Origin of the sequence: Streptomyces sp. NBC_01352, from assembly GCF_036237295.1 — a bacterium.
GTDB lineage: Bacteria > Actinomycetota > Actinomycetes > Streptomycetales > Streptomycetaceae > Streptomyces > Streptomyces plumbiresistens.
This window is the reverse complement of sequence record NZ_CP108354.1, coordinates 7,202,576-7,225,616: the sequence shown is the minus strand read 5'-3', so window position 1 is coordinate 7,225,616 and position 23,041 is coordinate 7,202,576. Positions and strand designations below refer to the sequence as shown.

The following is a 23,041-nucleotide window of genomic DNA, read 5'->3' as shown; positions in this document are numbered from 1 at the left end:
GGTTACCGCCTTTCTCCTGTCTGGGCCGTCACCAGCCCGCGCGTTACGCATTCCTTCGCCGTCACTCCGGCTTCTTCCATGAGGGCCCGGTATTCTTCCGCCGCCATTACGGCCCCGTCCGCGGTGTTCACCCGGAGGCTGAGTCCGAGCATCGGCCGGCTCAGCGCGGGCCGCCCCGGCTCCGGCCGCATCACATCCGCCAGCAGCAAGCTGCCCCCTGGGCGCAGCAGCCGGGCGCACTCCCCGACCAGCCGGGCCGTGGCCGAGGGCCCCGCGAAGCGGCCGGCGTGTGCCAGCACCACGGTGTCGAAGCCGGCGTCGGCGAACGGCGGGGCGGCGAAGTCGGCGGACACGAACCGGAACCTGCCGGCCACCCCGAACTCCGCCGCCCTCGCCCGGGCGGAGCCGAGCAGCACCGGATCGTCGTGCGCGGTCACCTCGGCGAGCGGATCGGCGGCGGCCAGGGCGATGCCCCACTCGCCGCCCCCGCAGGCCAGGTCCAGCACCCGGCCCGCCCGGCCCGCCCCACGCAGCCCCAGCGCCTGAACCGCCGCGAAGGCGACCCGTACGGCGATCGGGAAGCCGCCACCGAACAGTCCCGGGTGCCGGCCGCGCGAGGCCGGTGCGCCGAGGTCCCCGGAGCGTTCGCCGGAGCGGACGACCGAGGTCAGCGCGCTCCAGCGGTCCCACTGGCCGAGCACCTCGGCGAAGTGGTCGCCCAGGTAGGCCGGTTCGCCCTCGACGAGGTAGGCGCGGGACAGCTCGGTCGGCTCCTGCCCGTCCTCGGTGAGCAGCCCGAACTCCGTGAGGACGGCCAGCAGGTCGCCCAGCGCCCGGGAGTCGCAGCCGAGGGCCGCCGCGAGGTCCTCGCAGGTGCGCGGGCCGCGGGCCAGTTCGGTGAAGAGGCCCAGGTCCAGGGCCGTACCGAGCGCTCTGGCCCGGGCGAAGCCGAAGTTCAGGGCCAGGAGCGGAGCGGGGTCGGGGGCGGTCGTGTAGCGGGCGCGGGCCGCGGCGGGGGAAGCGGCGGGCGCGGCCGACGCCGAGGTGTCCGTCATCGGGGCGTCCTACTTGGTGGCCGTGAGCAGGCCGGAGAGCAGGGACACCGTGCGGGTCCCGGTCTCCCGGAACCCGGCGTCCGCCACCCAGGCGCGGATCTCGTCCACGTCGCGGACCTCGCCCTCCTCGGTGTTGACCAGGAGGATCAGCCCGAACATCGACGGGAAGAGCCCGGTGGCCAGGGCGGGCATGTGCGAGTGCACCAACAGGAGCCCGCCGTCGGGGAGATGGGCGTGGATGCGCTTCACCAGGTGCGCGGCGCGCTCGGGGCCGTAGCCGTCGAGCACGTGGGACAGGAGGACCGCGTCGGTCTCGGGCCAGGGGTCCTCCATGATGTCGGCGGGCCGGACCTCGATCCGGTCCGCCAGACCGGCCTCCCGCACGTTGGCGCGGGCCAGGTCGGTCACCGCGGGGTAGTCGAGGGCGGTGACCTTCAACTCCGGGTGGTGCGTGGCCAGGGCGATCGAGTAGTCGCCCGAGCCGCAGCCCAGGTCGACGACGCGTCGTACACCCGCCAGCGGGGCCGCGGCGGCCAGCTTGCCCGCCTGGAGACGCGAGCTGACCCGCATGGCCTGGATGAGCCGCCCGGTGCCCTCACGGCCCTCGCCGGCCGCGGCGCCCTGGTCGCGGTAGCCCCGCTTCAGGACGCGCTGGTTGAGCGAGGTGTTGGTGCGTACGGCCTCGTCGAGGCGGGAGAAGTGCCCGAAGTGGGTGTTCTGGTGCGCGGCGAACCCGCCCATGTACTCGGGCCGCCCGGCGACCAGGTAGCGGCTCGCCTCGTCGGAGTTGCGGTACGTCCCGCCCTCGGTCCGCACCAGGTCGAGGCCCTTGAGCGCGACCAGGAGGGCACGGGCGGGACGTTCCTCCAGCTCCAGCCCGCGGGCCAGTTCGGCCAGGGTGCGCGGGCGCTCCTCCAGCGCCTCGAAGACGCCGAGGTCGAGCGCCGTGAACACGGCCTTGGACTGGAGGTAGGCGGTCAGGATGGAGTGGACCCGGGACGAGTCCCCGTCGGCGGAGGTCTGCGCGGCCTGAGGGCTGGTCACTTGCTCTCCAGGAGGTTGGTGTACTCGGGCATCTGCGTGTACTCGTAGGGGTCCTCGGAGAGGAACACGTTGCGCACCGGCGGCCGCTCGCACGGGGCGACCACGAGGAACCGGCAGGTCTGTTCGGGCCCGGTGACGAAGCCGTGCGGCTCGCCCCGGGGTATGAAGATGGCCTCGCCCGGCCCGACCTCCTCGGTGCGGCCCTGGTCGGGCAGCACGAGCCCCATGGAGCCTTCGAGGACGTAGATCTCGTGCTCCCACTCGTGGAAGTGGGGCGGGGTGGAACCATTGGGCGACACCTCGAACTCGGTGAGTACGAAGCGGTCCGCGCCGTCCGGGGTGTCGATCAGTTTGCGGTGCGTCGTTTCCTTCGCTCCCGGTTCCCTTACGATTTCCGCCTTCACGTCGGTTCGGTGCACGCGTTTCATCGGCCGCCTTTCGCTCGCCGGTACCCGGAAGCTGTGATCCGGAATCTCGTTCGGAAAGCGACTCTAGGGCGGTCGTGTGAAACACCTCTACGGGCACCCGTCACCGCACATCCGTGACAATCACCCAGGACCGACCGGGACATACGCCCACCCGCCCGGGACATACGCCCACGCCGCACACCGACCGGAACTTTGCCGGAATTCGACTGTGGCCGACATGCGGAAGCCGTAATTCTGAATCCGTGAACAAGGACCGAATTCTCAGCGCGGCCCGTCAGGAACTCTGCCGAAACGGCTTCGAAGGGACGACACTGCGCGCGGTGGCGCACCGGGCGGGGGTGGACGCACGGCTGGTGAGCTACTACTTCGCGGGCAAGGAGCAGCTGTGCACCGAGGCCGTCCGGCTGCCCTGGGACTCCCCCTCCGCCGGCCGCGCGGCGCTCGCCGCCGCGCTCACGCACCGGCCCTCGGCCGCGCGGCTGAGCGACGCCCTCGGGTCCGCGCTCGGTGAGATGTGCCGGACGGCGGGGGCGCGGGACCCGGAGCTCGGGGCGGCGACGACGGCGAGCGTCCTGCTGGGCCTGGCGCTGCTCTCCTGCGCCGGGGTTCCCTCGCTGGATCCGCCCGGGCCCGGGACGGCCGCGGCCGTGTCGCAGTACATCGGATTCCTGCTGGAGGAGGCGCCGTCATGAGTCGTGGCAGCAAGGGCCGGCGCCCGGGCACCGGCAGTGCCCGCGCGGAGATCCTCGACGCGGCCCGGACCGCCTTCGCCGAACACGGCTACGAGGGCACGACCCTGCGGGCCATCGCCTGCGCCGCGGGGGTCGACGCCTCCCTCATCCACCACTTCTTCGGCCCGAAGGAGGAGGTCTTCCTGGCCGCGATCGGCCCGGCGCCGCGCCTTGCCCCGCCCCCGCCGGGCGCTCCTGGTGAAGCCGCGGAGCGGATCCTGCGGTCCTGCCTCGACCAGTGGGAGTCCCCGGAGCACCGCGCCCCCGTCCTGGCGGTCGTCCGCTCCACGGTCTCGCACGCCCAGGCCGCCGCGCGGCTACGGCACTTCGTCGCCACCGAGCTCCACGACACCCTGGCCCGGACCCGCCCAGGCCCCGACCCGGCCGTCCGGGCCACCCTGGTGGGCTCCCAGCTGATCGGCCTGATGATGGCACGGCACGTGGTCCCGATGGAGCCCTTGGCCTCGGCCGACCGGGACACGGTGGTGCGGCTGCTCGCGCCGGCACTCGGGCAATGTCTGAACACACCCCCGGACCGATGACATGGTCAGCCCGCGGACACCGCCACCCGCACAGCCCCGTCCCGCTCAGGCCCCCCACCCGGCCATCCGGACCACCCTCGTGGGCTCCCAGCTCGGCCGACCGCGACACCGTGGTGCGGCTCCTCGCGCCGGCACTCGGGCAATGTCTGAACACACCCCCGGACCGATGACATGGTCAGCCCGCGGACACCGCCACCCGCACAGCCCCGTCCCGCTCAGGCCCCCCACCCGGCCATCCGGACCACCCTCGTGGGCTCCCAGCTCGGCCGACCGGGACACCGTGGTGCGGCTCCTCGCGCCGGCACTCGGGCGGTGTCTCAACACGTCCCCGGACCGATGACGTGATCAGCCCGCGGACACCGTCACCCGCACAGCCCCGTCCCGCTCAGGCCCCCCACCCGGCCATCCGGACCACCCTCGTGGGCTCCCAGCTCGGCCGACCGGGACACCGTGGTGCGGCTCCTCGCGCCGGCACTCGGGCGGTGTCTCAACACGCCCCCGGACCGATGACGTGATCAGCCCGCGGACACCGTCACCCGCACAGCCCCGTCCGGCCCCGCCACCAGCACCGGCGTCCCGGGCCCGCCCAGGTCCCGTACGGCCGCCCGGTCCTCGGGCGACGCGGACTCCGCGTCCGTCACCACCGCGGCCGCCTCCAGGGACTTGGCGCCCGAGGCCACCGCCATCGCCACCGCCGTCTGCAACGCGCTGAGCTTCAGCGAGTCGAGGTCGACGGTCCCGGCGACATACGTCCGCCCGGTGTCGTCGCGTACGGCCGCCCCCTCGGGCACGCCGTTGCGGGCCCGCGCCGAACGGGCCAGGGTGACGATCTTGCGGTCCTCGGGGTCGAGCGCGCTGCTGTCGGTCATGAGGCGAGCATACGTAGCACCGCCGCGGCTACCCCGCCACGGGGTACATCGCCCCGCGCCGCCCCTCCGGCGAGGCCAGCCACTCCAGCTTGCCCGCGGTGTTCTCCTCGTCCAGCGGGGTGTGCAGGACGACCGTCAGGTCGGGCCGGGCCGGCACCTTCAGCGCCGTGGACTCCACGCACAGCAGCCCGACCAGCGGATGGTCGAGCTCCTTGCGGATCACCCCGGCGTCCTGGATGTCCCGCCGCTCCCACAGCGCGGTGAACTCCGGGCTCGCCGAGTGCAGCCGGCTCAGGACGTCCCGGAAGCCCTCGTCGTCGGGGCGGGACGAGTAGGCCGCCCGGAACTGGGCGACGATCGTGCGCGCGTTCCGCTCCCAACTGTGCGACCGGGAGCGGTACATGGAGTCGGTGAAGAAGTCGACGATGCAGTTCTGCGTGTTCTCGGGACGCATGCCGAGCACCCACCCGGCGGCCTCGTTGTACATCACGCAGTTGTAGTACGCGTCCATGAGGTGCGCCGGATACGGCATCCACGCGTCGATCAGTCGCCGCAGCCCCTCGCAGCCGTGGTCCGCCGCCGGTTCGGGCGCGGGCGGGTTCAGCCCGGCGAGGACGTACAGATGGCGCCGCTCGGCGTTGCTGAGCCGCAGCACCCGGGCGACGGAGTCGAGGACCTGCGGGGAGACGGAGATGTCCCGCCCCTGTTCCAGCCACTGGTACCAGGAGGCGCCCACTCCGGCGAGTACGGCGACCTCCTCGCGCCGCAGCCCGGGCGTCCGGCGCCGCGCCCCGCCGTCGGGCAGCCCGGCCTCGGTCGGGGAGACCCGGGCCCGCCGGCTCATCAGGAACTCGCGCAGTTCACGCAGCCGATGCGCCTTGCCCGCGCCCGTCTCGATCACGTCCGCCACCTACGCCCCCAGTCTGGTGGTGCCACCACCAGGACAACTGCCCGCTCCCCACGGCTATTCCGCGGCCCGCAGGCTCTTGCCCATGGCGATCGACACCTCCTCCTCCCAGCACCTGCGACCGACAGCCGCACCCCGCCTGTCGCCGCGCGACAGACTCGTCCTCTTCGTCCTGTGCGCCGCCCAGTTCATGGTGGCGCTCGACTTCTCCGTCCTGAACGTCGCCCTGCCCGTGCTCGGCGCGGACCTCGGCATGAGCCAGTCCGCCCTGCAGTGGGCGGTCACAGCGTTCGCGCTGCCGTCCGGCGGCTTCCTGCTCCTCTTCGGCCGCATGGGCGACCTGTACGGCCGCCGCCGGCTGTTCCTGGCGGGGCTCGCCCTGTTCGGCGCGGCCTCGCTGCTCGCCACGTTCGCCTGGGACCCGGCGTCGTTCCTGGCCGGCCGCGCGCTGCAGGGCGTCGGAGCGGCGGCGATCGTACCGACCGGCATGTCCCTGCTGACGACGACGTTCCCGGAGGGCCCGGCCCGCGACCGCGCGCTCGGCATCTCGGGCACCCTGCTCTCCCTCGGCTTCACCGTCGGCATGGTGGCCGGCGGCGTCCTCACCGACACCCTCGGCTGGCGCTCCACCATGGCCCTGCTGGCCCTGTTCGCGGTGATCGTCCTGCCTCTGGCCCCGGCCCTGCTCCCGGAATCCCGCACCCCGGACCGCCCCCGCCTGGACGTCCCCGGCGCGATCACGGTCACGGCCGGCCTGCTCTCCTTCATCTACGCCCTGTCGACGGCCGCCGACCACGGCTTCGGCCGTCCGGACGTCCTCGTGACCCTGATCGTGGGCGTTCTGCTGCTCATGGCCTTCGTGGCCGTCGAGTCCCGGACGAAGTCCCCCCTGGTCTCCCTCCCGATGCTGCGCCGCCGCACGGTGGCGTGGGGCAACCTGGGCGGCCTGGTCACCTTCTCGATGATGTCGACGGTCGTCTTCGTGCTGACCCTCTATCTCCAGGAGATCCTGAACCTGTCGGCCTTCGAGACGGGCCTGGTCTTCGGCGTCCAGGGCGCCTTCTCGGTGGTGGCCGGCTCGTACGCCCCGCGGGTGATCGGCCGCCTCGGCGCCCGCCGCACGCTGGTGTTCTCGCTGCTGGGCCAGGGCGCACTGGTGGCGACTCTGCTCGCCCTGGACGAGAACAGCTGGTCGGTGTGGCTGGCGACGGCCGCCGTCTCCCTGGCCAGCATGTGCCACCTGGGCGCGATCATCTCCTACGGCGTCACCGTCACCTCCGGCGTCCCCGACGGGGAACAGGGCCTGGCCACCGGTCTGGTCACCTCCACCCAGCAGATCGGCATCACGATCGGCATCCCGCTCCTCGGCGTACTCGCCACGACGTCGAGCGACCTGATGTCCGGCGTCCACACGGTGCTGGCACTCGACGCGGCGATCGTGCTGGCCGCGGCGGTCCTGGTGGCGGCGGGGCTCCGGGTCCGCCGGGGCGGCTCAGGGGCGGTCGAGGCGGAGGCGGTCGGCGCGCGGTAGACCGGCCACCACCAGGTCGTACGAGTCCTCGACGAGCTCCCGGACCAGCCGGTCCGGGAGGCCGCCGTCGACGGTGACCGTGTTCCAGTGCCGCTTGTTCATGTGGTAGCCGGGGATGACGAGCCCCGGGTACTCGCCGCGCAGGCGGATCGCGTCCTCCGGGTCGCACTTCAGGTTCACCGTGAGGGGCCGCGCGTCGAGGTTCGTCAGGGCGAACAGCTTGCCCTGCACCTTGAAGACGGACGTCTCCGGGTTGAACGGGAAGTCCTCCACGGCCGCGTTGAAGGACAGGCAGAACGCGCACAGCTCCCGCGGGGTCACTCCGCCTTCGCCTCCTCGTCCGCGGGGGCCCCGACCGGGTCCACCGGCTCCACCAGCACCGTCACGATCTTGTTCCGGCGGCCCGCCGCGGCCTCCGCCGTCAGCCGCAGCTCGCGCCCGTCGGGAAGGTCGACCACGGCCGACGCCCCGGCGATCGGGACCCGGCCCAGCGCCTTGGCCAGCAGCCCGCCGACGGTCTCCACGTCCTCGTCGTCGTACTCCTCCAGGCCGTACAGCTCGCCCAGGTCGGTGATGTCGAGGCGGGCGGTGACCCGGTGCCGGTCGTCGCCGAGGTCCTCGACGGGCGGGAGTTCACGGTCGTACTCGTCGGTGATCTCGCCGACGATCTCCTCGAGGATGTCCTCGATGGTGACGATGCCGGCCGTGCCGCCGTACTCGTCGATGACGACGGCCACGTGGTTGCGGTCCTGCTGCATCTCGCGCAGCAGGTCACCGGCGTTCTTGGTGTCCGGCACGAAGGCGGCCGGCCGCATGGCCGTGGACACCAGCTCGCTCTCCGCGTCCCGGCTGATGTGCGTCTTGCGGACCAGATCCTTCAGATACACGATCCCGACGATGTCGTCCTCGCTCTCCCCGGAGACGGGAATCCGCGAGAACCCGGAGCGGAGCGCCAGGGTCAGCGCCTGACGGATCGTCTTGTAGCGCTCGATGACGACGAGGTCGGTCCTCGGGACCATGACCTCCCGCACGAGCGTGTCGCCCAGCTCGAAGACCGAGTGCACCATACGGCGCTCCTCGTCCTCGATCAGCGACTCCTTCTCGGCGAGGTCGACCAGCGCCCGCAGCTCCGCCTCGGAGGCGAAGGGGCCACGGCGGAAGCCCTTGCCGGGGGTGAGCGCGTTGCCGATGAGGATCAGCAGCGACGGGATCGGGCCCATGATCCGGGCGAGCGGCACCAGGATGTACGCCGCCGCCGTGGCCGTGTTGAGCGGATGCTGGCGGCCGATGGTCCTCGGGGAGACCCCGACGGCGACGTACGACACCAGGACCATCACGCCGATCGCGACCAGGAGCGCCTCGGTGGTTCCGGCGAACTCCTGCAGACAGGCGTAGGTGATGAGGGCGGCCGCCGCCATCTCGCAGGCGACGCGCACCAGCAGCGCCACGTTCAGATAGCGGGTCGGGTCGGCGGCGACCTGGGCGAGCTTCACGCTGCCCCGGCGGCCGGTCCGTACGGCCTCCTCGGCCCGGAAGCTGGAGACCCGCGCGAGGCCCGCCTCCGCGCAGGCGGCGAGCCAGGCGACGACCACCAGGGCGATCGCGCCGGAGACGAGCGTCGCGCTCATGAGACGGTCGGGGCCGGGGACGGACCGGTCAGGCCCTTCTCCGCACGCCAGCCGTCCACGATGGCCGCCTGCAGACCGAACATCTCGGCCTTCTCGTCGGCCTCCTCGTGGTCGTAACCGAGGAGGTGCAGCACTCCGTGGACGGTGAGGAGCTGGAGCTCCTCGTCCATGGAGTGCTGCGTGTCCGCGTCCTTGCCCTGCTTCTCGGCGACCTCGGGACACAGCACGATGTCGCCGAGCAGCCCCTGCGGGGGCTCATCGTCGTCCTTCGACGGCGGCCGCAGCTCGTCCATGGGGAAGGACATGACATCGGTCGGCCCCGGCAGGTCCATCCACTGGATGTGGAGCTGCTCCATGGCGTCGGCGTCCACCGCGATCACCGAGAGCTCGGAGAGCGGGTGGATGCGCATCCGCGCGAGCGCGTAGCGGGCGATGTCGAGGATCGCCTGCTCGTCGACCTCGGTTCCGGACTCGTTGTTGACGTCGATCGACATGGTCGTGCTGGTCTACTTCCGCTTGTTACGGGCGCCCTTGTGGGAGCCGTTCTCCGTACCGTTCTCGCTGTCGTACTTCTCGTACGCGTCGACGATACGGCCGACCAGCTTGTGCCGTACGACATCGTGGGACGTGAGCCGCGAGAAGTGGACGTCGTCGAGGCCTTCGAGGATGTCCTGCACCTGGCGCAGACCCGACTTGGTGCCGGACGGCAGGTCGACCTGCGTCACGTCACCGGTGATCACGATCTTCGAGTCGAAGCCGAGCCGGGTGAGGAACATCTTCATCTGCTCGGGGCTGGTGTTCTGTGCCTCGTCCAGAATGATGAAGGCGTCGTTGAGCGTCCGGCCGCGCATGTACGCCAGGGGCGCGACCTCGATCGTGCCCGCGGCCATCAGCCTCGGGATGGAGTCGGGGTCGAGCATGTCGTGCAGCGCGTCGTACAGCGGGCGCAGGTAGGGGTCGATCTTCTCGTAGAGGGTGCCCGGGAGGAATCCGAGCCGCTCTCCCGCCTCGACCGCCGGACGGGTCAGGATGATGCGGTTGACCTGCTTGGACTGCAGGGCCTGCACCGCCTTGGCCATGGCGAGGTAGGTCTTGCCGGTGCCGGCGGGGCCGATACCGAAGACGACCGTGTGCTTGTCGATCGCGTCGACGTACCGCTTCTGGTTGAGGGTCTTGGGGCGGATGGTGCGACCGCGCGAGGAAAGGATGTTCTGCGTGAGCACCTCGGCCGGGGTCTCCCGGCCGTCGGCCTCGCCGGTGCCACCCGCTCTGAGCATGGCGATCGAGCGTTCCACTGCGTCCTCCGTCATCGGCTGCCCGGTGCGGAGCACGAGCATCATCTCTGCGAACAGGCGCTGGATGAGGGCGACTTCACCGGTGTCGCCGACCACGCTGATCTCATTGCCCCGGACGTGGATGTCGGCCGCCGGGAAGGCCGTCTCGATGACGCGTAGGAGGGCGTCGCCGGAACCCAGCACGGTCACCATGGGGTGCTGGGCGGGGACGGTGAACTGTGCTCTCGCCTGTCCCTGCGCGAGGGTCTGAGCTGTGGGTGTCTGAGTCATGGGCCGGCGCTGTAGGCCTGCGGTTCCTCCTCATCACGGCCGCGTAGCTGAGAGCGGCCTCGCGATACCAAGGGTACGACGGTGCACTGACAACGCCGTAGGGCTTTTATGGTTGCCGATTCATCCAACCGGGTCGGGTGGTGAGTGGCCGAGTCGGGTGGTGAGTGGCAGAGGCTCACGCCGACCGCCCGAACCCGATCGTCGGCACAGCCCTCCGCAACGGCCACGGCCGCGACGCCGCCTCCGGCACCAGGCCCGCCAGGAACCCGTACCGCTCCAGCGCCGCCGGATCCTGCCCGTCCACCGACTGCACCCTCCGCCACCACGCACCGATCTCGGACCACCCGGGCGCCGACAACGACCCCCCGAACTCCTGCACGGACAAGGCGGCCGTCAGCCCCGCGAAGGCCAGCCGGTCGGCCAGCGGCCACCCCGCCAGCGTCCCCGTGACGAACCCCGCCACGAACACGTCCCCCGCCCCGGTCGGATCGAGGGCCTCCACCGCGATCGCAGGCACCTCGGCCGTCTCTCCCGTCCGCCGGTCCACCGCGTACGCCCCCTCCGCACCGAGCGTGACGACAGCCACCGGAACGTAGTCGGTCAACGCATGCGCGGCCTGCCGCGGACACCGGGCCCCCGTGTACCGCATCGCCTCCTCGGCGTTCGGCAGAAACGCCTCGCAGTGCTCCAGGTCGGCCAGCCCCGCCAGATCCCACGCCCCCGTGTCGTCCCACCCGACGTCGCCGAAGATCCGCGCCCCCTTGCGGGCGGCCTGCGCGATCCAGGGCGCGCGCTTGCCCGGCGTGAGGGAGGCGATGGCGGCACGCGCGCGGGGCGGGCAGTCGGGCGCGGGCTCCTCGGGGGGCGGCTCGTGGCCGTGGGAGACCATGGTGCGCTCCCCCTCGTAGGCCATGGAGACGGTGACCGGCGAGTGCCAGCCCGGGACGGTCCGGGACGGTGCGAGGTCGATGCCCTCACCCGTCTCCAGCGCGTCCCAGCAGTACTCGCCGTAGTGGTCGTCGCCGAACGCGGCCGCGAGGGAGGTCCGCAGGCCGAGGCGGGCCAGCGCGGTCGCCATGTTCGCCACGCCGCCCGGACTCGACCCCATCCCGCGCGCCCAGGACTCGGTCCCGCGCACCGGGGCGGAGTCGAGGCCGGTGAAGACGATGTCGAGGAAGACGGTGCCCGTGAGGTAGACGTCCCAGGACGGGTCGCCGGGTGTGCGCAGGGCGGTGAGCGGGTCGACCTGGGCCCGAGGGTGCCCGGCCTCTCCGAAGTGCGACGGTCCCTTTCCGGTGGACGCGGTGGACGCGATCACGGTGCGCTCCCTGACGTGGTGCCGATCAGGCCAGTCTGCACCACACCACAGACAACCCGCCGTCGTCACACCATCACCGCAGGTCGCCGCGGGTCGCGGCAGACCGCGGCCCGTGCGGCAGGCCGCCACAGGTCGCCGGGCGCGGCAGTTGTGGCAGGTCGCTGCCGGTGGGGCCGACTGCCACGGGCCGCCGCAGGGGCGGCAGGTCGCCACAGGTCGCGGCAGGTGCGGCAAGCCGCCGCAGGTCACCGCATGCGGCCCGTGCGGCAGGCCGCCGCAGGTCGCTGCCGGCCGCCGCAGGTGCGGCAGATCGCTACCGGTGGGGCCGACTGCCACAGGCCGCCGCAGGGGCGGCAGTTGCGGCAAGTTTCGCGCCGGTGCGGCAGGCCGACGCAGGTCGCTGCCGGTGCGGCAAGCCGCCGCAGGTCGCTACCGGTCGCGGCAGGTGCGGCACGTCGCCGCCGGTGCGGCCCGTGCGGCCCGCGCGGCCCGTGCGGCCCGTGCGGCCCGTGCGGCCCGTGCGGCCCGTGCGACAGGCTGCCACGGGCCGCCGCAGGTCGCGGCAGTTGCGGCAGGTTTCGCGCCGGTGCGGCAGGCCGACGCAGGTCGCCGCAGGTGCGGCCCGTGCGGCAGGCCGCCGCAGGTGCCGGACGGCCGTACCGGACGTATCCGCGCCCTCCCGAGCGCGCCCGGTGCGGCCGGCGGTGCCGCGGCCGCCCCGAAGCCTTCCCCGCCCGTGTCCGGATCCGGTCGTGCCGGGCGCGCACGCGGGCGCACATGATGCCGGCGCTCTCGCCGCACCCGCCGCCCCAGGAGCGGGACCCGCGGCGCGGCGGAGCCGACCGGGCCGCCGGGCTCTACCAGCGCGGCACGGTCGGCGTGACCCACCCCGGCTCGGCGATGCGCATCGCCGCCGCGTCGTCCCGCTCGCGCAGCGACCCGTCGTCGTCCAGCCAGCGCCGGTGGAGGAAGCGAAGCCGGTCCCGGTCGAGTTCGACGCCCAGGCCGGGCGCGTCCGAGACGATGACCTTGCCGCCCTCAAAGGTGAGGCGCTCGGTCAGCACGTCCTCCGACTGCCAGGGATAGTGGGAGTCGCAGGCGTGGTGGAGGCCCGGGACGGTGGCCGCGACATGGGTCATCGCGGCCAGCGAGATCCCCAGGTGGGTGTTGGAGTGCATGGACACCCCGACGCCGAAGGTGCGGCAGATGGCGGCGAGTTGCTGCGTGTTGCGCAGCCCGCCCCAGTAGTGGTGGTCGGAGAGCACCACCTGGACGGCATCGCGGGTGAAGGCTTCCTCGATCTCGGCGAAGGTCGTCACGCACATGTTGGTGGCGAGGGGAACCTCGGTCCGAGCGGCGACCTCGGCCATGGCCGGCGTACCGAGCGTCGGGTCCTCCAGGTACTCGAGGACGTCCCCGAGTTCCTTCGCCACCTTCAGCGAGGTCTCAACACTCCACGCCCCGTTGGGATCGAGCCGCAGCGGATGCCCGGGGAACGCCTCGGCGAGCGCCCGTACGGCCGCGATCTCCTCGTCCGGCGGGAAGACACCGCCCTTGAGCTTGAAGGAGGTGAAGCCGTAGCGCTCGGTGAACGTCCGGGCCTGCTCGACGATCCCGGCCGGGTCGACGGCGGCACCCCAGTCGTCCTTCTCGGCCGTCACGCCCTCGGGATGGTCCGCCCACTTGTAGAAGAGGTACGCGCTGTACTCCACCGCATCCCGCAACTTGCCGCCCAGCAGCGCGTGCACGGGCAGGCCGAGCGCCTTGCCCAGCGCGTCGAGGCAGGCCACCTCGAAGGCGGACACGACGGACAGCCGCAGTTTGTCGGCGGTCTGGACGCCGCGCAGCCCGCCGACGTCGACCTGACCGGCGACGCGGGAGCTGTCGACGACCACCTCGTCGGCGAGGACGAACAGCCCGTTCAGGTCGCTCACCTGGTGTCCGACCAGCTTCTGGGCGAACGGCCGTGCCAGTTCCAGGTACTTGGTGTCGCCGTACGTCTCGCCGACGCCGGTGACCCCGTCGGCCGTCACCACCTCCACGATCAGCCGGGGCGTGTACGGCTGGTGCACACCCTGCGTGTTCAGCAGCGGCGGGTCGGCGACCAGGATCGGCGTCAGCCGTACCTCCGTGACGGAGAGGTTCACAGGGCGGCTCCCACGAGGTCGAGTCCGGCGGCCAGCAGCAGCTCGAGGTCGGCCAGGTCGGCGGCCGAGGGATCGGTGAGCGGGGCGCGTACGGGTCCCACCGGGCAGCCGCGCAGCCGGGCCGCCGCCTTGACCAGGGACACGGCGTATCCGGGCACCCGGTCGCGGAGTTCGACGAGCGGGACGTAGAAGTCGCGCAGCAGCTTGTCGACCGTGCCGTCGTCGCCGCCCTGGAACGCGGTGAAGAAGGCGTTCGCGATCTCGGGGGCGAAGGCGTGCACGGCGGAGGAGTAGGCGGGGACGCCGACGGTGGCGTACGCCCGGGCCTGGATCTCGGCGGTGGCGGCCCCGTTGAAGAAGAGGAAGTCCTCGGGTGCGGCGAGGGTGAGGCGCTGGAGCCGGTCGAGGTCGCTGTGGCCGTCCTTGAGGCCGACGACGGTCGGGATGTCGGCGATGCGCTTCACCGAGGCCACGGAGAAAGCGACTTGGCCGCGCTGGTAGGCGATGAGCGGCAGCCGGGTGCGGGCCGCGATCTGCTCCAGCTGCGCGACCAGCCCGTCCTGCGGGGCGGTGACCAGATAGTGCGGCAGGACGAGCAGGGCGTCCGCCCCGGCCTCCTCGGCGATGCGCGCGAACCGGACGGCCTGCGCCCAGCCGTAGCCGATCCCGGCGACGACGGGCACGCGCCCGCCGGCCTCCTCGACGGTGATGGTGACGACCTGCCGGTACTCGCCCTCGTCCAGCGAGAAGAACTCGCCGGTGCCGCACGCGGGGAAGACGGCACCGGGGCCGGTGGCGATCCGCTCCGCGACGTAGGCGCGGAAGCCGTCCGGGTCGAGGGAGCCGTCGTCGTGGAAGCTGGTCAGCGGGAACGACAGCACGCCGTCCGCCATGCCCTTCCGCAGCCTCCGCACCACGGTGCCCGTCTCAGGAGTCACCCTCACTCATCTCCCCATGTAGACGACATCCACGTATGAGGATGAAGATTAGATACGCGAACGATCCCCGTCAATGGGCCCGGCACCCCCGCTTACGATCGACGCATGTCAGAGACAGGGGGCGTCCGCGAGGTGAAGTCGGCCGCGCGCACGGTCGAGCTGCTGGAACTGCTCGCCACGCGGGGCGACCGTCCGGCGCGGCTGCAGGAGCTCGCCGACGAACTGGGCGTGCCGCGCAGCTCGATGTACGCGCTGCTGCAGACCCTGATCTCGCGCGGCTGGGTCCGCACGGACGTCACCGGCTCCCTGTACGGCATCGGCCTCCACGCCCTGCTCACCGGCACCAGCTACCTCGACTCCGACCCGCGCGTGCGCGTCGTACGGCCGTATCTCGACGAGGCGTCCCAGGCGCTGGGCGAGACGATCCACATGGGGCGCCTGGACGGCCGGGGGGTGGCCTATCTGGCGACGCGCGAGTCGCACGAGTACCTGCGGACCATCAGCCGCGTCGGGCGCCGGCTGCCGGCCCACGTCGGCGCCCTGGGCAAGGCCCTGCTGGCCGAGCGGGACGACGCCGAGCTGCCCGAGGGACCGTACGAAGCCCTCACCCCGAACTCCCACACCGGGCGGGAGTCACTGGCGGCGGATCTGGCACAGGTCCGCGCCCGCGGCCACGCGATCGACCGCGAGGAGGGCGTCCTCGGCATCGTCGGCTTCGGCTTCGCCCTGCGCTACGACTCCCCCGCGCAGGACGCCATCAGCTGCTCGGTACCGGTGACCCGGCTGACACCGGGGCACGAGGAGCGGATCGTCGCGGTGATGCGGGAGATCAGGGGCAGGATCGAGGCGACGGCGCCGGGCACGGGCGGCGCGCCGCACTGGCGTTAGCGGGGACCCAGAGGCCGGGAAAAAGGCCTTCGTCTACCCGACCCCACCCACCCCAAACGCAACGTGCGCCACATCACACGCCCCCAGCTTCTTTACCGAACCACGTGCTTGATACAAATTGCCCGCGCGTTCCTGTCCGTCGACGGTCGTCGCCCACCCCCTTTCTGAGCCGCTTCTTTCGCATGCCCTGGGAACGCCCGTGTTCGCCCGCACCACCACGCCCTGGCCCCTCGTCGCCCTTTTCACGGCCGGGTATCTCGCCCCCTACCTCCTCCCGACCACCGTCGGCAGACTCGACTCGGGGCTTCCGCTGTCCGCCACGCAGGCGGGCGCCATCGGCAGTGCCCTGCTGCTGAGTTCGGCGTCGGCGGGCTTCGTGCTCGCCTCCCGCGTCGAGCGGATCGGCGCCCGGACCCTGGCCCGCGCCGGACTGGCCCTGGCCTTTGTCGGCTACGGCACCGCCGCCCTGACCGCCTCCGTCCCGGCCGTGGTCGCGGGCGCCCTGCTCGGCGGCTTCGGCTCCGGTACGGCCACCACGGTCGCCGCCACCGGAATCGCCGCCCAGCGGGATCCGCACCGCACGACCACACTGGGCCTGCTGAGCGTCTCCGCGCTCGCGGGCACGGTGTATCTGACGGTCCCGCACCTCGGCCCCGCCCACGGACTGCCGCTCGCCGCGATCGCCCTGACCGCGGCGGCCGTCTGGCCTCTGACGAGCCGCCTCCCGGTCCGTACGGCCGCCACCCGGCAGGCCCGCCGGAACCAGGACCCGCTGCCCCACCTGCGCGTCGGTCTCGTCCTCGCCGTCGCCATGCTCTTCTGGTCGCTCGCGCAGAACTCCCTGTGGGGTGTCAGCGGCCGGATCGGCCTCACGCAGGCGCATCTGACGGAGGCGACCGTCGGCGTCGTCTTCGCCGTCGCGCTGGGCGCCGGGCTCCTCGGGGTGATCGGCGCGGGCGCGCTCGGGCCGCGACTCGGCCGGGCCCTGCCCGTCGGCGCGGGCACCGTCCTCATCGCCGGCTGCATCGCGCTGAGCGCCTCCGCCACCGACCTGCCGACCTTCGCGGCCGGCGAGATCGCCTGGAACACGCTCTACCCGATCGTCCTGTCGTACGTCATCGGCCTCGCCGCCTCCCTCGACCCGCGCGGCCGCTGGGCGGTGCTCGTCGGCTCCGCGTCCTCGCTCGGTACGGCGGCCGGTCCGCTCATCGGCAGTCTGCTGGCCGCCGAGGCCGGCTTCCCGGCCATGGGCGCGCTCCTCGCCCTCGGGCTCCTGGCCGTCACCCTCCCGATGACCGCCGTGGCCCTGCACACCGGCGGGCGCCCCCTGCTCACCGGCGCGGTGCGCCGCCGGGGCGGCACCCCGGCCGCCGTGGTCGCCGCCTCGACCGGCACCCCGGCGGACGCGCTCCCGCAGGCGGGGCTCTCCGAACAGCCGGTCGTGGAGATCTCGATCGACGCCCCGGCAGTCCCGGCCCGGCAGTCCTACGACACGGCAGGACCCCGGCAGGCGGGCACCGCCGCACCGGGGTCCTGACAGACCGACGGCCTACGGGAACTCGTACGCCTCCACCTCGGCCAGATACCGCGCCCGCCGCTCCTCGTCGTGCTCCAGGAAGGACGCGACGAAGGAGTTGCGGGCCAGCTCACGCAGCCGGTCCTCACCGAGGCCCAGCGCCTGGCGTATGGCGTCGAAGTTGTCGCCCGCGTAGCCGCCGAAGTAGGCCGGGTCGTCGGAGTTGACCGTGCACAGCAGCCCGGCCTCCAGCATCGCGGGCAGCGGGTGCTCGGCGAGGACGTCGACGGCACGCAGCCGGACGTTGGAGAGGGGGCAGAGGGTCAGCGGTATCCGGTCGCGGACCAGCCGGGCGACCAGCGTCTCGTCCTCCATGCACCGCAGCCCGTGGTCGATCCGCTCGACGCCGAGTATGTCCAGGGCCTCGGTGATGTACTCCGGCGGCCCCTCCTCACCGGCGTGCGCCACGCGCCGGAGACCCAGGGCGGCGGCGGACTCGTACACCTCGCGGAACTTCACCGGCGGATGCCCGACCTCGGCCGAGTCGAGCCCGATGCCGACGATCCGGTCGAGATACGGCTTCGCCGCCTCCAGGGTCTCAAGCGCCGACTCGGCGGACTCGTCGCGCAGGAAGCACATGATCAGCTGCGTGGAGACGCCGTGCTCGGACTCGCTCTCTCCCAGCGCCCGCCACAGCCCTTCGACGACCGTCCCCATGGCGACCCCACGCGCCATGTGCGCCTGCGGGTCGAAGAAGATCTCCGCGTGCCGGACACCCTGCGCGGCGGCGCGGGCGAGGTAGGCGTTCGCCAGGTCCGCGAAGTCCTGCTCGGTGCGGAGCACGGCCATGAGCTCGTAGTACAGGTTCAGGAAGGACTGGAGGTCCTCGAACTGGTACGCCTTGCGCAGCTCGTCCGTGTCGGCGTACGGCAGCTCGACACCGTTGCGGGCGGCCAGCTCGAAAGCCAGCTCCGGCTCCAGGGTGCCTTCGATATGGAGGTGCAGTTCAGCTTTGGGGAGGGGCATCGAAGCATGGTACGGGGGTTTCACTGACGCTTCGGAACCGGCACCCTCTGCAGATCGTGCGCGACCGTCAGCTCCCCCTCGAACCCGGCGGCCCGCGCCTGCTGCTCGAACGCGTCCGGCTCGGAGTAGCGCTGGCTGAAGTGGGTGAGCACGAGGTGCCGCACACCGGCGTCCCGGGCGACCCGGGCCGCCTGACCTGATGTCAGGTGTCCGTGCTCGACGGCCAGTTGCTCGTCCTCGTCGAGGAAGGTCGACTCGATGACCAGCAGGTCGCAGCCCTCGGCCAGCGCGTACACGCCGTCGCACAGCCGGGTGTCCATCACGAACGCGAACCGCTGCCCGCGACGGGTCTCGCTGACGTCGTCGAGCGAGACACCACCGAGGACCCCCTCGCGCTGGAGGCGGCCGACGTCCGGGCCCTTGATGCCGTGCGCGGCGAGCCGGTCGGGCAGCATGCGGCGGCCGTCGGGCTCGATGAGGCGATAGCCGTAGGACTCGACGGGGTGGGAGAGCTTGCGGGCCTCCAGGGTGTAGCCGCCCGGTTCGGCGATCACCCCGTCCGCGCTCACCGGCGCCTCGACGAGCTCGACCGTCTCGCGGTAGGCGGTGGCGTACCGCAGCCGGTTGAAGAACCGCTGCCCGGAGCGCGGATAGTGGGCGGTCACCTCGTGCGGGACCCGGTCGAGGTTGATGCGCTGGATGACTCCGGCGAGGCCCAGCGAGTGGTCGCCGTGGAAGTGCGTGACGCAGATCCGGTTCAGGTCGTGCGCGGCGACCCCGGCGCGCAGCATCTGCCGCTGTGTGCCCTCGCCGGGGTCGAACAGGATGCCCTCGCCGTCCCACCGCAGCAGGTAGCCGTTGTGGTTGCGGTGCCGGGTCGGGACCTGGCTCGCGGTGCCGAGGACCACCAGTTCACGTACGGACACGTCGAGTTACCCGGGGGGCCACTCGAGGCCGCGGCCGCCGAGGACGTGCGCGTGGGCGTGCCAGACGGTCTGCCCGGCGCCGCTGCCGGTGTTGAAGATGATGCGGTAGCTCTCCAGCTTCTCGTCGTCGGCGACGGCCTGGGTCTCGCGCAGCACGTCGGCGGCGAGCTCCGGGGCGGCGGTGGCGAGCGCGGCGGCGTCCCGGTGGTGGGCCTTCGGGATCACCAGGACGTGGGTGGGCGCCTGGGGGTTGATGTCCCGGAACGCGACGGTCGTGTCGGTCTCACGGACGATCGTCGCCGGGATGCTCCCCGCGACGATCTTGCAGAACAGACAGTCGCCTTGCGGTTCCCCTGCCATGCGTGTGCCTCCTTCACGCCGGTGATCTCTTACAAGGGGCATGCTATCGAGGCGAGGTCCACCTCTTGTCCGACCGAGTCGGGTGGTGGGTGGGCACAGGCCGGGGGTCTGGGGGCGGAGCCCCCAGGGACGGTCACGGCAACGCGGGCGGAACCTTGGCAGGCGCCGACTCCAACGTCTCCAGCGCCAGCCGAACCGCCTCGTCCAACTGCATGTCCCGCCCCGCAGCGTGATCCTGAGGCCGCTGCACGACCTCGACGTCCGGGTCGACGCCGTGGTTCTCCACGCCCCACTCGTATCCCTCCAGCCAGAACGCGTACTTCGGCTGCGTGATCAGCGTCCCGTCGACCAGTCGGTACCGGCTGTCGATCCCGATCACCCCGCCCCACGTCCGCGTACCGACCACCGGCCCGATCCCCAGCGCTTTGATCGCCGCGTTGACGATGTCCCCGTCCGACCCGGAGAACTCGTTCGCGACGGCGACCACCGGCCCCCGGGGTGCGTCGTGCGGGTAGCTGTACGGCCGCATCCCGCGCGGCACGGCCCAGCCGACGATCCGCCGGGCCAGCTTCTCGACGACGAGCTGGGAGGTGTGCCCGCCCCGGTTCTCGCGGACGTCCACGACCAGCCCTTCCCGTGCCACCTCCACCCGCAGGTCGCGGTGGATCTGGGCCCAGCCGGGCGCCTGCATGTCCGGCACGTGCAGATACCCCAGCCGGCCGCCGGACTTCTCGTGGACGTACGCCCGCCGGTCCGCGACCCACGCGTGGTAGCGGAGCGGTTCCTCGTCCGCCGTCGGCACGACCACCGCGTGCCGTACCTCGCCCCCGCCGGACGGCGAGATGGTCAGCTCGATCGGCTTGCCCGCCGTACCGACGAGGAGCGGCCCTGGTCCGGTCACCGGGTCGACCGGCATCCCGGCCACCGCGACGATCGCGTCCCCGGCGCGCACGGCGACGCCCGGCGCGGCGAGCGGGGAGCGGGCGTCCGGGTCGGAGGTCTCGGTCGGGAGGATGCGGTCGATGACCCAAGTGCCGTCCGCATGGCGGGAGATGTCGGCGCCGAGCAGGCCCTGCCGGGGCCCGCCGCCGTGGCCGCCGCGCGGGACGACGTAGGCGTGCGAGGTGCCCAGCTCGCCCTGGACCTCCCACAGCAGGTCGACGAGGTCGTCATGGGTGGCGACCCGGTCCAGCACCGGACGGTAGCGGTCGAGGACGCCGGGCCAGTCGACCCCGTTCATGTCCGGGCGCCAGAAGTGGTCCCGCATGACGCGGCCCGTCTCCTCGTACATCTGCCGCCACTCGGCCGCCGGGTCGACCCTCTGCCGTACGCGGGTGAGGTCGACGGTGATGTTCGTGTCGCTGTCGTCGTCGTTCGAGGCGCGCCGGTCGCTGGGCACGACCTTGAGCCGGCCGTCGGTCCACAGCAGGACCCGCTTGCCGTCGCCGCTGACCTGGAAGTGGTCGGCGTCGGCGGCGAGGTGCTCGATGCGCTGCTGGGCGAGGTCGTAGCGCTCCAGCTCGGTGTGCGGGTCCGGGTCGTCCGGGGTGGCCCGGGAGGAGCCGAGGACACCGCGCACCGGGTGCCGCAGCCACAGCACGCCGTCCTTCGCGGCCCGAAGGTTGGAGTAGCGGGCCGCCTCCACCGGGAACGGCACGATCCGGTCGGCGAGGCCTTCGAGGTCGATGCGGGTGGCCGGGGTGCCCTCGCTGTCGGGCGTCTCGTCCTTGTCGGGGGCCTCGAAGGGGCGGCCGTGCCGCTGCGGGCCGAACGGCGAGGGCGTGGTCGCGGCCAGCGTGATCAGGTGCGGGCGGTCGCCGACCACGAAGGCCAGGTCGAAGACGTGCTCGTCGTAGACCGGGTCGAAGGAGCGGTTGGAGAGGAAGGCGAGGTGCTTGCCGTCGAGGGTGAACGCCGGGGCGTAGTCCCGGAACCGCAGCGGGGTCGCCTCGGTGACGGACAGGTCGGTGGTGTTGGCGAGCCGCAGCTGGCGCAGCGGGCCGGGGCCGGGGTGCGACCAGGCGAGCCAGGCCGAGTCGGGCGAGAAGACCAGCCCGGAGACGTCGCCCTCCTCGCTGCGGTCGACCTCGCGGACCTCGCCGGTCTCGCGTTCGACGAGCAGGACGCGTCCGTCGTGCGCGGCGACCGCGGCCCGGCTGCCGTCGGGTGCCATGGCGAGCCCGAGGACGCGGCCCAGCTGTCCGGCGGCGAGCCGGCGCGGGGTGGCGCCGGGCGCGTGGCCGGTGGCGGGCGCGAACTCCAGGGCGTCGTCGCCCTCGGCGTCCGTCACCCACACCACCCATTCCTCGCCCTCGGCGCGGAAGGTGCGCGGCAGCCGGGCCCGTACGCCGGGTTCGGCGGAGAGTGCGCGGGCCGGTCCGGCGCGGTGGGTCACCCAGTGCACGGCTCCGCGCACGGCGACCGCGCTGCCGCGCGCGGTGTGGTCGGGGGCGGCCGACCCGAACCAGCGGGTGGCGTTCACCGTGAACGGCTGCCGGTCGGTGTGCTGCCCGCCGAGCCGTACGTCGAGGCGGCGGGGCTCGGCGCCGTCGAGGTCGTCGAGGATCCACAGTTCACCGGCGGAGGAGTACACGACCCGGGTGCCGTCCCCGGCCGCGTGCCGGGCGTAGTAGCCGTCGAGTGGGGCGTGCCGCCGCAGGTCGGAGCCGTCGGCGAGGGAGGAGTACAAGGCGCCGACGCCCTCGTGGTCGGACAGGAAGGCGATCCGGTCCCCCGTCCACACGGGGTACTCGATGTTCCCGTCCAGGTCTTCGTGCAGCCGTACGAACTCGCCGACACCCTCCCCGTCGCGGACGTCCCTGTCGATCCACAGCTTGCCCGCCGTACCGCCCCGGTACCGCTTCCACCAGGCCGCCTCGCGTCCCATCGGCGCGGACAGCAGGACCGTGCCGGGACCTCCGTGGGCGACATCGCCTACGGGTCCGTAGGGCAGGGTCGTGGCCGGGCCTCCGTCGAGCGGGATCGCGCGGGCCCAGCTGCGGCGCAGGCTCGCCTGGCCGTAGGTGCTGAGCGCGAGGACCTCGCCGTCCGCGGTCCAGCCGCGCACCTGGGTGCGGGAACTGCCCCAGTGGGTCAGGCGTTTGGCGGGGCCGCCGTCCACCGGGGCGATGTGCACCTCGGGGGCGCCGTCGCGGGTGGAGGTCCAGGCGACGGTGGTGCCGTCGGGCGAGATGCGGGGGTGGGTGACCGGCACGTTGTCGGCGCTGACCCGCCAGGCCCGGCCGCCGTCGAGCGGGGCGAGCCACACGTCGTCCTCGGCGGTGAAGGCGACCAACTCGCCGTGCAGGTGGGGGAACCGGAAATACGCTGAGGCTGCGGCGGTCGCTGACTGTGTCACCCGATCACCCTATGCACGCCCGGCGACAGGGGACAGGGGGGCCGGGGAATGTAGACGAGGACGGTTTAACTCGATCGTATGATGGTCGACTTACGGGCTTGCGGCGTCCTGGTCCGTTCGGGCTACGGTGATCGTGTGATCTGGGACGCCGGGTACGGCGCCAGCGTGCGGGGCCCCCGCTCCACCGGAGTGATGGTTCAGGGCCTCCCCGTCGCCTCTGGCTGTACCCATCTGGCCAGGTCGTGAGGGAACCGGCCTCCCGGG

General features: G+C 72.5%; 21 protein-coding genes. 5 read left to right on the top strand and 16 right to left on the bottom strand.

Annotated features, from left to right (window positions below):
• Positions 1 to 2: 2 nt before the first annotated feature.
• Genes OG252_RS33535 through OG252_RS33525 form a run of 3 tightly spaced genes read right to left on the bottom strand, consistent with a single transcriptional unit; the run spans position 3 to position 2,503 of the window.
• Entirely contained in the window at positions 3 to 1,055 is a 1,053-nt protein-coding gene (locus OG252_RS33535) for a class I SAM-dependent methyltransferase (RefSeq protein WP_329340821.1), read from the bottom strand.
• Positions 1,056 to 1,064: 9 nt separating this feature from the next.
• A complete protein-coding gene (locus OG252_RS33530) occupies positions 1,065 to 2,099 on the bottom strand; it encodes a methyltransferase (protein WP_266439691.1) in 1,035 nt (344 codons plus the stop codon).
• Positions 2,096 to 2,503, bottom strand: a complete 408-nt coding sequence (locus OG252_RS33525) for a cupin domain-containing protein (protein WP_266439690.1) — start codon at positions 2,501 to 2,503, stop codon at positions 2,096 to 2,098. The genes OG252_RS33530 and OG252_RS33525 overlap by 4 nt, the downstream gene beginning before the upstream one ends.
• 266 nt (positions 2,504 to 2,769) lie before the next feature.
• Here OG252_RS33525 and OG252_RS33520 point away from each other — a divergent pair, with 266 nt between their 5' ends.
• Complete coding sequence (locus OG252_RS33520; RefSeq protein ID WP_266439688.1) at positions 2,770 to 3,219, top strand: helix-turn-helix domain-containing protein; 450 nt, start codon at positions 2,770 to 2,772, stop codon at positions 3,217 to 3,219.
• Positions 3,216 to 3,800, top strand: coding sequence for a TetR/AcrR family transcriptional regulator (locus tag OG252_RS33515; RefSeq protein WP_329340818.1), 585 nt, complete (start codon positions 3,216 to 3,218; stop codon positions 3,798 to 3,800). The genes OG252_RS33520 and OG252_RS33515 overlap by 4 nt, the downstream gene beginning before the upstream one ends.
• A 515-nt stretch (positions 3,801 to 4,315) precedes the next feature.
• Here the strand turns inward: OG252_RS33515 and OG252_RS33510 are convergent.
• Both OG252_RS33510 and OG252_RS33505 read right to left on the bottom strand, forming a co-directional pair.
• On the bottom strand, positions 4,316 to 4,669 hold the full coding sequence (locus OG252_RS33510) for a cytidine deaminase (RefSeq protein ID WP_266439686.1): 354 nt from the start codon (positions 4,667 to 4,669) through the stop codon (positions 4,316 to 4,318).
• A gap of 28 nt (positions 4,670 to 4,697) precedes the next feature.
• Positions 4,698 to 5,579, bottom strand: a complete 882-nt coding sequence (locus OG252_RS33505; RefSeq protein WP_329340816.1) for a helix-turn-helix transcriptional regulator — start codon at positions 5,577 to 5,579, stop codon at positions 4,698 to 4,700.
• 82 nt (positions 5,580 to 5,661) lie between these two features.
• Between OG252_RS33505 and OG252_RS33500 the strand changes: the two genes are divergently transcribed.
• Positions 5,662 to 7,107, top strand: coding sequence for an MFS transporter (locus OG252_RS33500; protein ID WP_329340814.1), 1,446 nt, complete (start codon positions 5,662 to 5,664; stop codon positions 7,105 to 7,107).
• Here OG252_RS33500 and OG252_RS33495 read toward each other — a convergent pair.
• From OG252_RS33495 to OG252_RS33465, 7 genes are all read right to left on the bottom strand, one after another.
• Entirely contained in the window at positions 7,069 to 7,428 is a 360-nt protein-coding gene (locus OG252_RS33495; protein WP_329340812.1) for an MmcQ/YjbR family DNA-binding protein, read from the bottom strand. The genes OG252_RS33500 and OG252_RS33495 overlap by 39 nt on opposite strands.
• Positions 7,425 to 8,735 (bottom strand): hemolysin family protein, encoded by a 1,311-nt coding sequence (locus OG252_RS33490; RefSeq protein ID WP_266439680.1) that lies wholly within the window; start codon positions 8,733 to 8,735, stop codon positions 7,425 to 7,427. The genes OG252_RS33495 and OG252_RS33490 overlap by 4 nt, the downstream gene beginning before the upstream one ends.
• Entirely contained in the window at positions 8,732 to 9,229 is a 498-nt protein-coding gene (gene ybeY, locus OG252_RS33485) for an rRNA maturation RNase YbeY (protein WP_266439678.1), read from the bottom strand. The genes OG252_RS33490 and ybeY overlap by 4 nt, the downstream gene beginning before the upstream one ends.
• A 12-nt stretch (positions 9,230 to 9,241) precedes the next feature.
• Entirely contained in the window at positions 9,242 to 10,300 is a 1,059-nt protein-coding gene (locus OG252_RS33480) for a PhoH family protein (protein ID WP_266439676.1), read from the bottom strand.
• Positions 10,301 to 10,475: 175 nt separating this feature from the next.
• A complete protein-coding gene (locus OG252_RS33475) occupies positions 10,476 to 11,618 on the bottom strand; it encodes a carbohydrate kinase family protein (RefSeq protein ID WP_266439674.1) in 1,143 nt (380 codons plus the stop codon).
• 857 nt (positions 11,619 to 12,475) lie between these two features.
• Positions 12,476 to 13,765 carry a glucarate dehydratase family protein gene (locus tag OG252_RS33470; protein ID WP_329340809.1) on the bottom strand — a complete coding sequence of 430 codons (1,290 nt, stop codon included), beginning with the start codon at positions 13,763 to 13,765 and terminating at the stop codon, positions 12,476 to 12,478.
• Complete coding sequence (locus OG252_RS33465; protein WP_329340807.1) at positions 13,762 to 14,703, bottom strand: 5-dehydro-4-deoxyglucarate dehydratase; 942 nt, start codon at positions 14,701 to 14,703, stop codon at positions 13,762 to 13,764. The genes OG252_RS33470 and OG252_RS33465 overlap by 4 nt, the downstream gene beginning before the upstream one ends.
• Positions 14,704 to 14,808: 105 nt before the next feature.
• Here OG252_RS33465 and OG252_RS33460 point away from each other — a divergent pair, with 105 nt between their 5' ends.
• Together OG252_RS33460 and OG252_RS33455 are read left to right on the top strand one after the other, a co-directional pair.
• The gene (locus OG252_RS33460) at positions 14,809 to 15,591 is read left to right on the top strand and encodes an IclR family transcriptional regulator (RefSeq protein WP_329340805.1); all 783 of its coding nucleotides are present in this window, start codon (positions 14,809 to 14,811) and stop codon (positions 15,589 to 15,591) included.
• A 199-nt stretch (positions 15,592 to 15,790) separates the two neighbouring features.
• Complete coding sequence (locus OG252_RS33455) at positions 15,791 to 17,128, top strand: MFS transporter (protein WP_329340803.1); 1,338 nt, start codon at positions 15,791 to 15,793, stop codon at positions 17,126 to 17,128.
• A gap of 12 nt (positions 17,129 to 17,140) precedes the next feature.
• Here OG252_RS33455 and OG252_RS33450 read toward each other — a convergent pair whose 3' ends face one another.
• The 4 genes from OG252_RS33450 to OG252_RS33435 all read right to left on the bottom strand — a co-directional run bounded on the left by OG252_RS33450 (position 17,141) and on the right by OG252_RS33435 (position 22,777).
• Positions 17,141 to 18,133: an adenosine deaminase gene (locus tag OG252_RS33450; protein ID WP_329340801.1), complete on the bottom strand. Its 993-nt coding sequence runs from the start codon at positions 18,131 to 18,133 to the stop codon at positions 17,141 to 17,143.
• 20 nt (positions 18,134 to 18,153) lie between these two features.
• Positions 18,154 to 19,059, bottom strand: coding sequence for a ribonuclease Z (locus OG252_RS33445; protein WP_329340799.1), 906 nt, complete (start codon positions 19,057 to 19,059; stop codon positions 18,154 to 18,156).
• A 6-nt stretch (positions 19,060 to 19,065) separates the two neighbouring features.
• A complete protein-coding gene (locus tag OG252_RS33440) occupies positions 19,066 to 19,419 on the bottom strand; it encodes a histidine triad nucleotide-binding protein (RefSeq protein WP_266439664.1) in 354 nt (117 codons plus the stop codon).
• 133 nt (positions 19,420 to 19,552) lie between these two features.
• A complete protein-coding gene (locus OG252_RS33435; RefSeq protein WP_329340797.1) occupies positions 19,553 to 22,777 on the bottom strand; it encodes a S41 family peptidase in 3,225 nt (1,074 codons plus the stop codon).
• Positions 22,778 to 23,041: the final 264 nt, after the last annotated feature.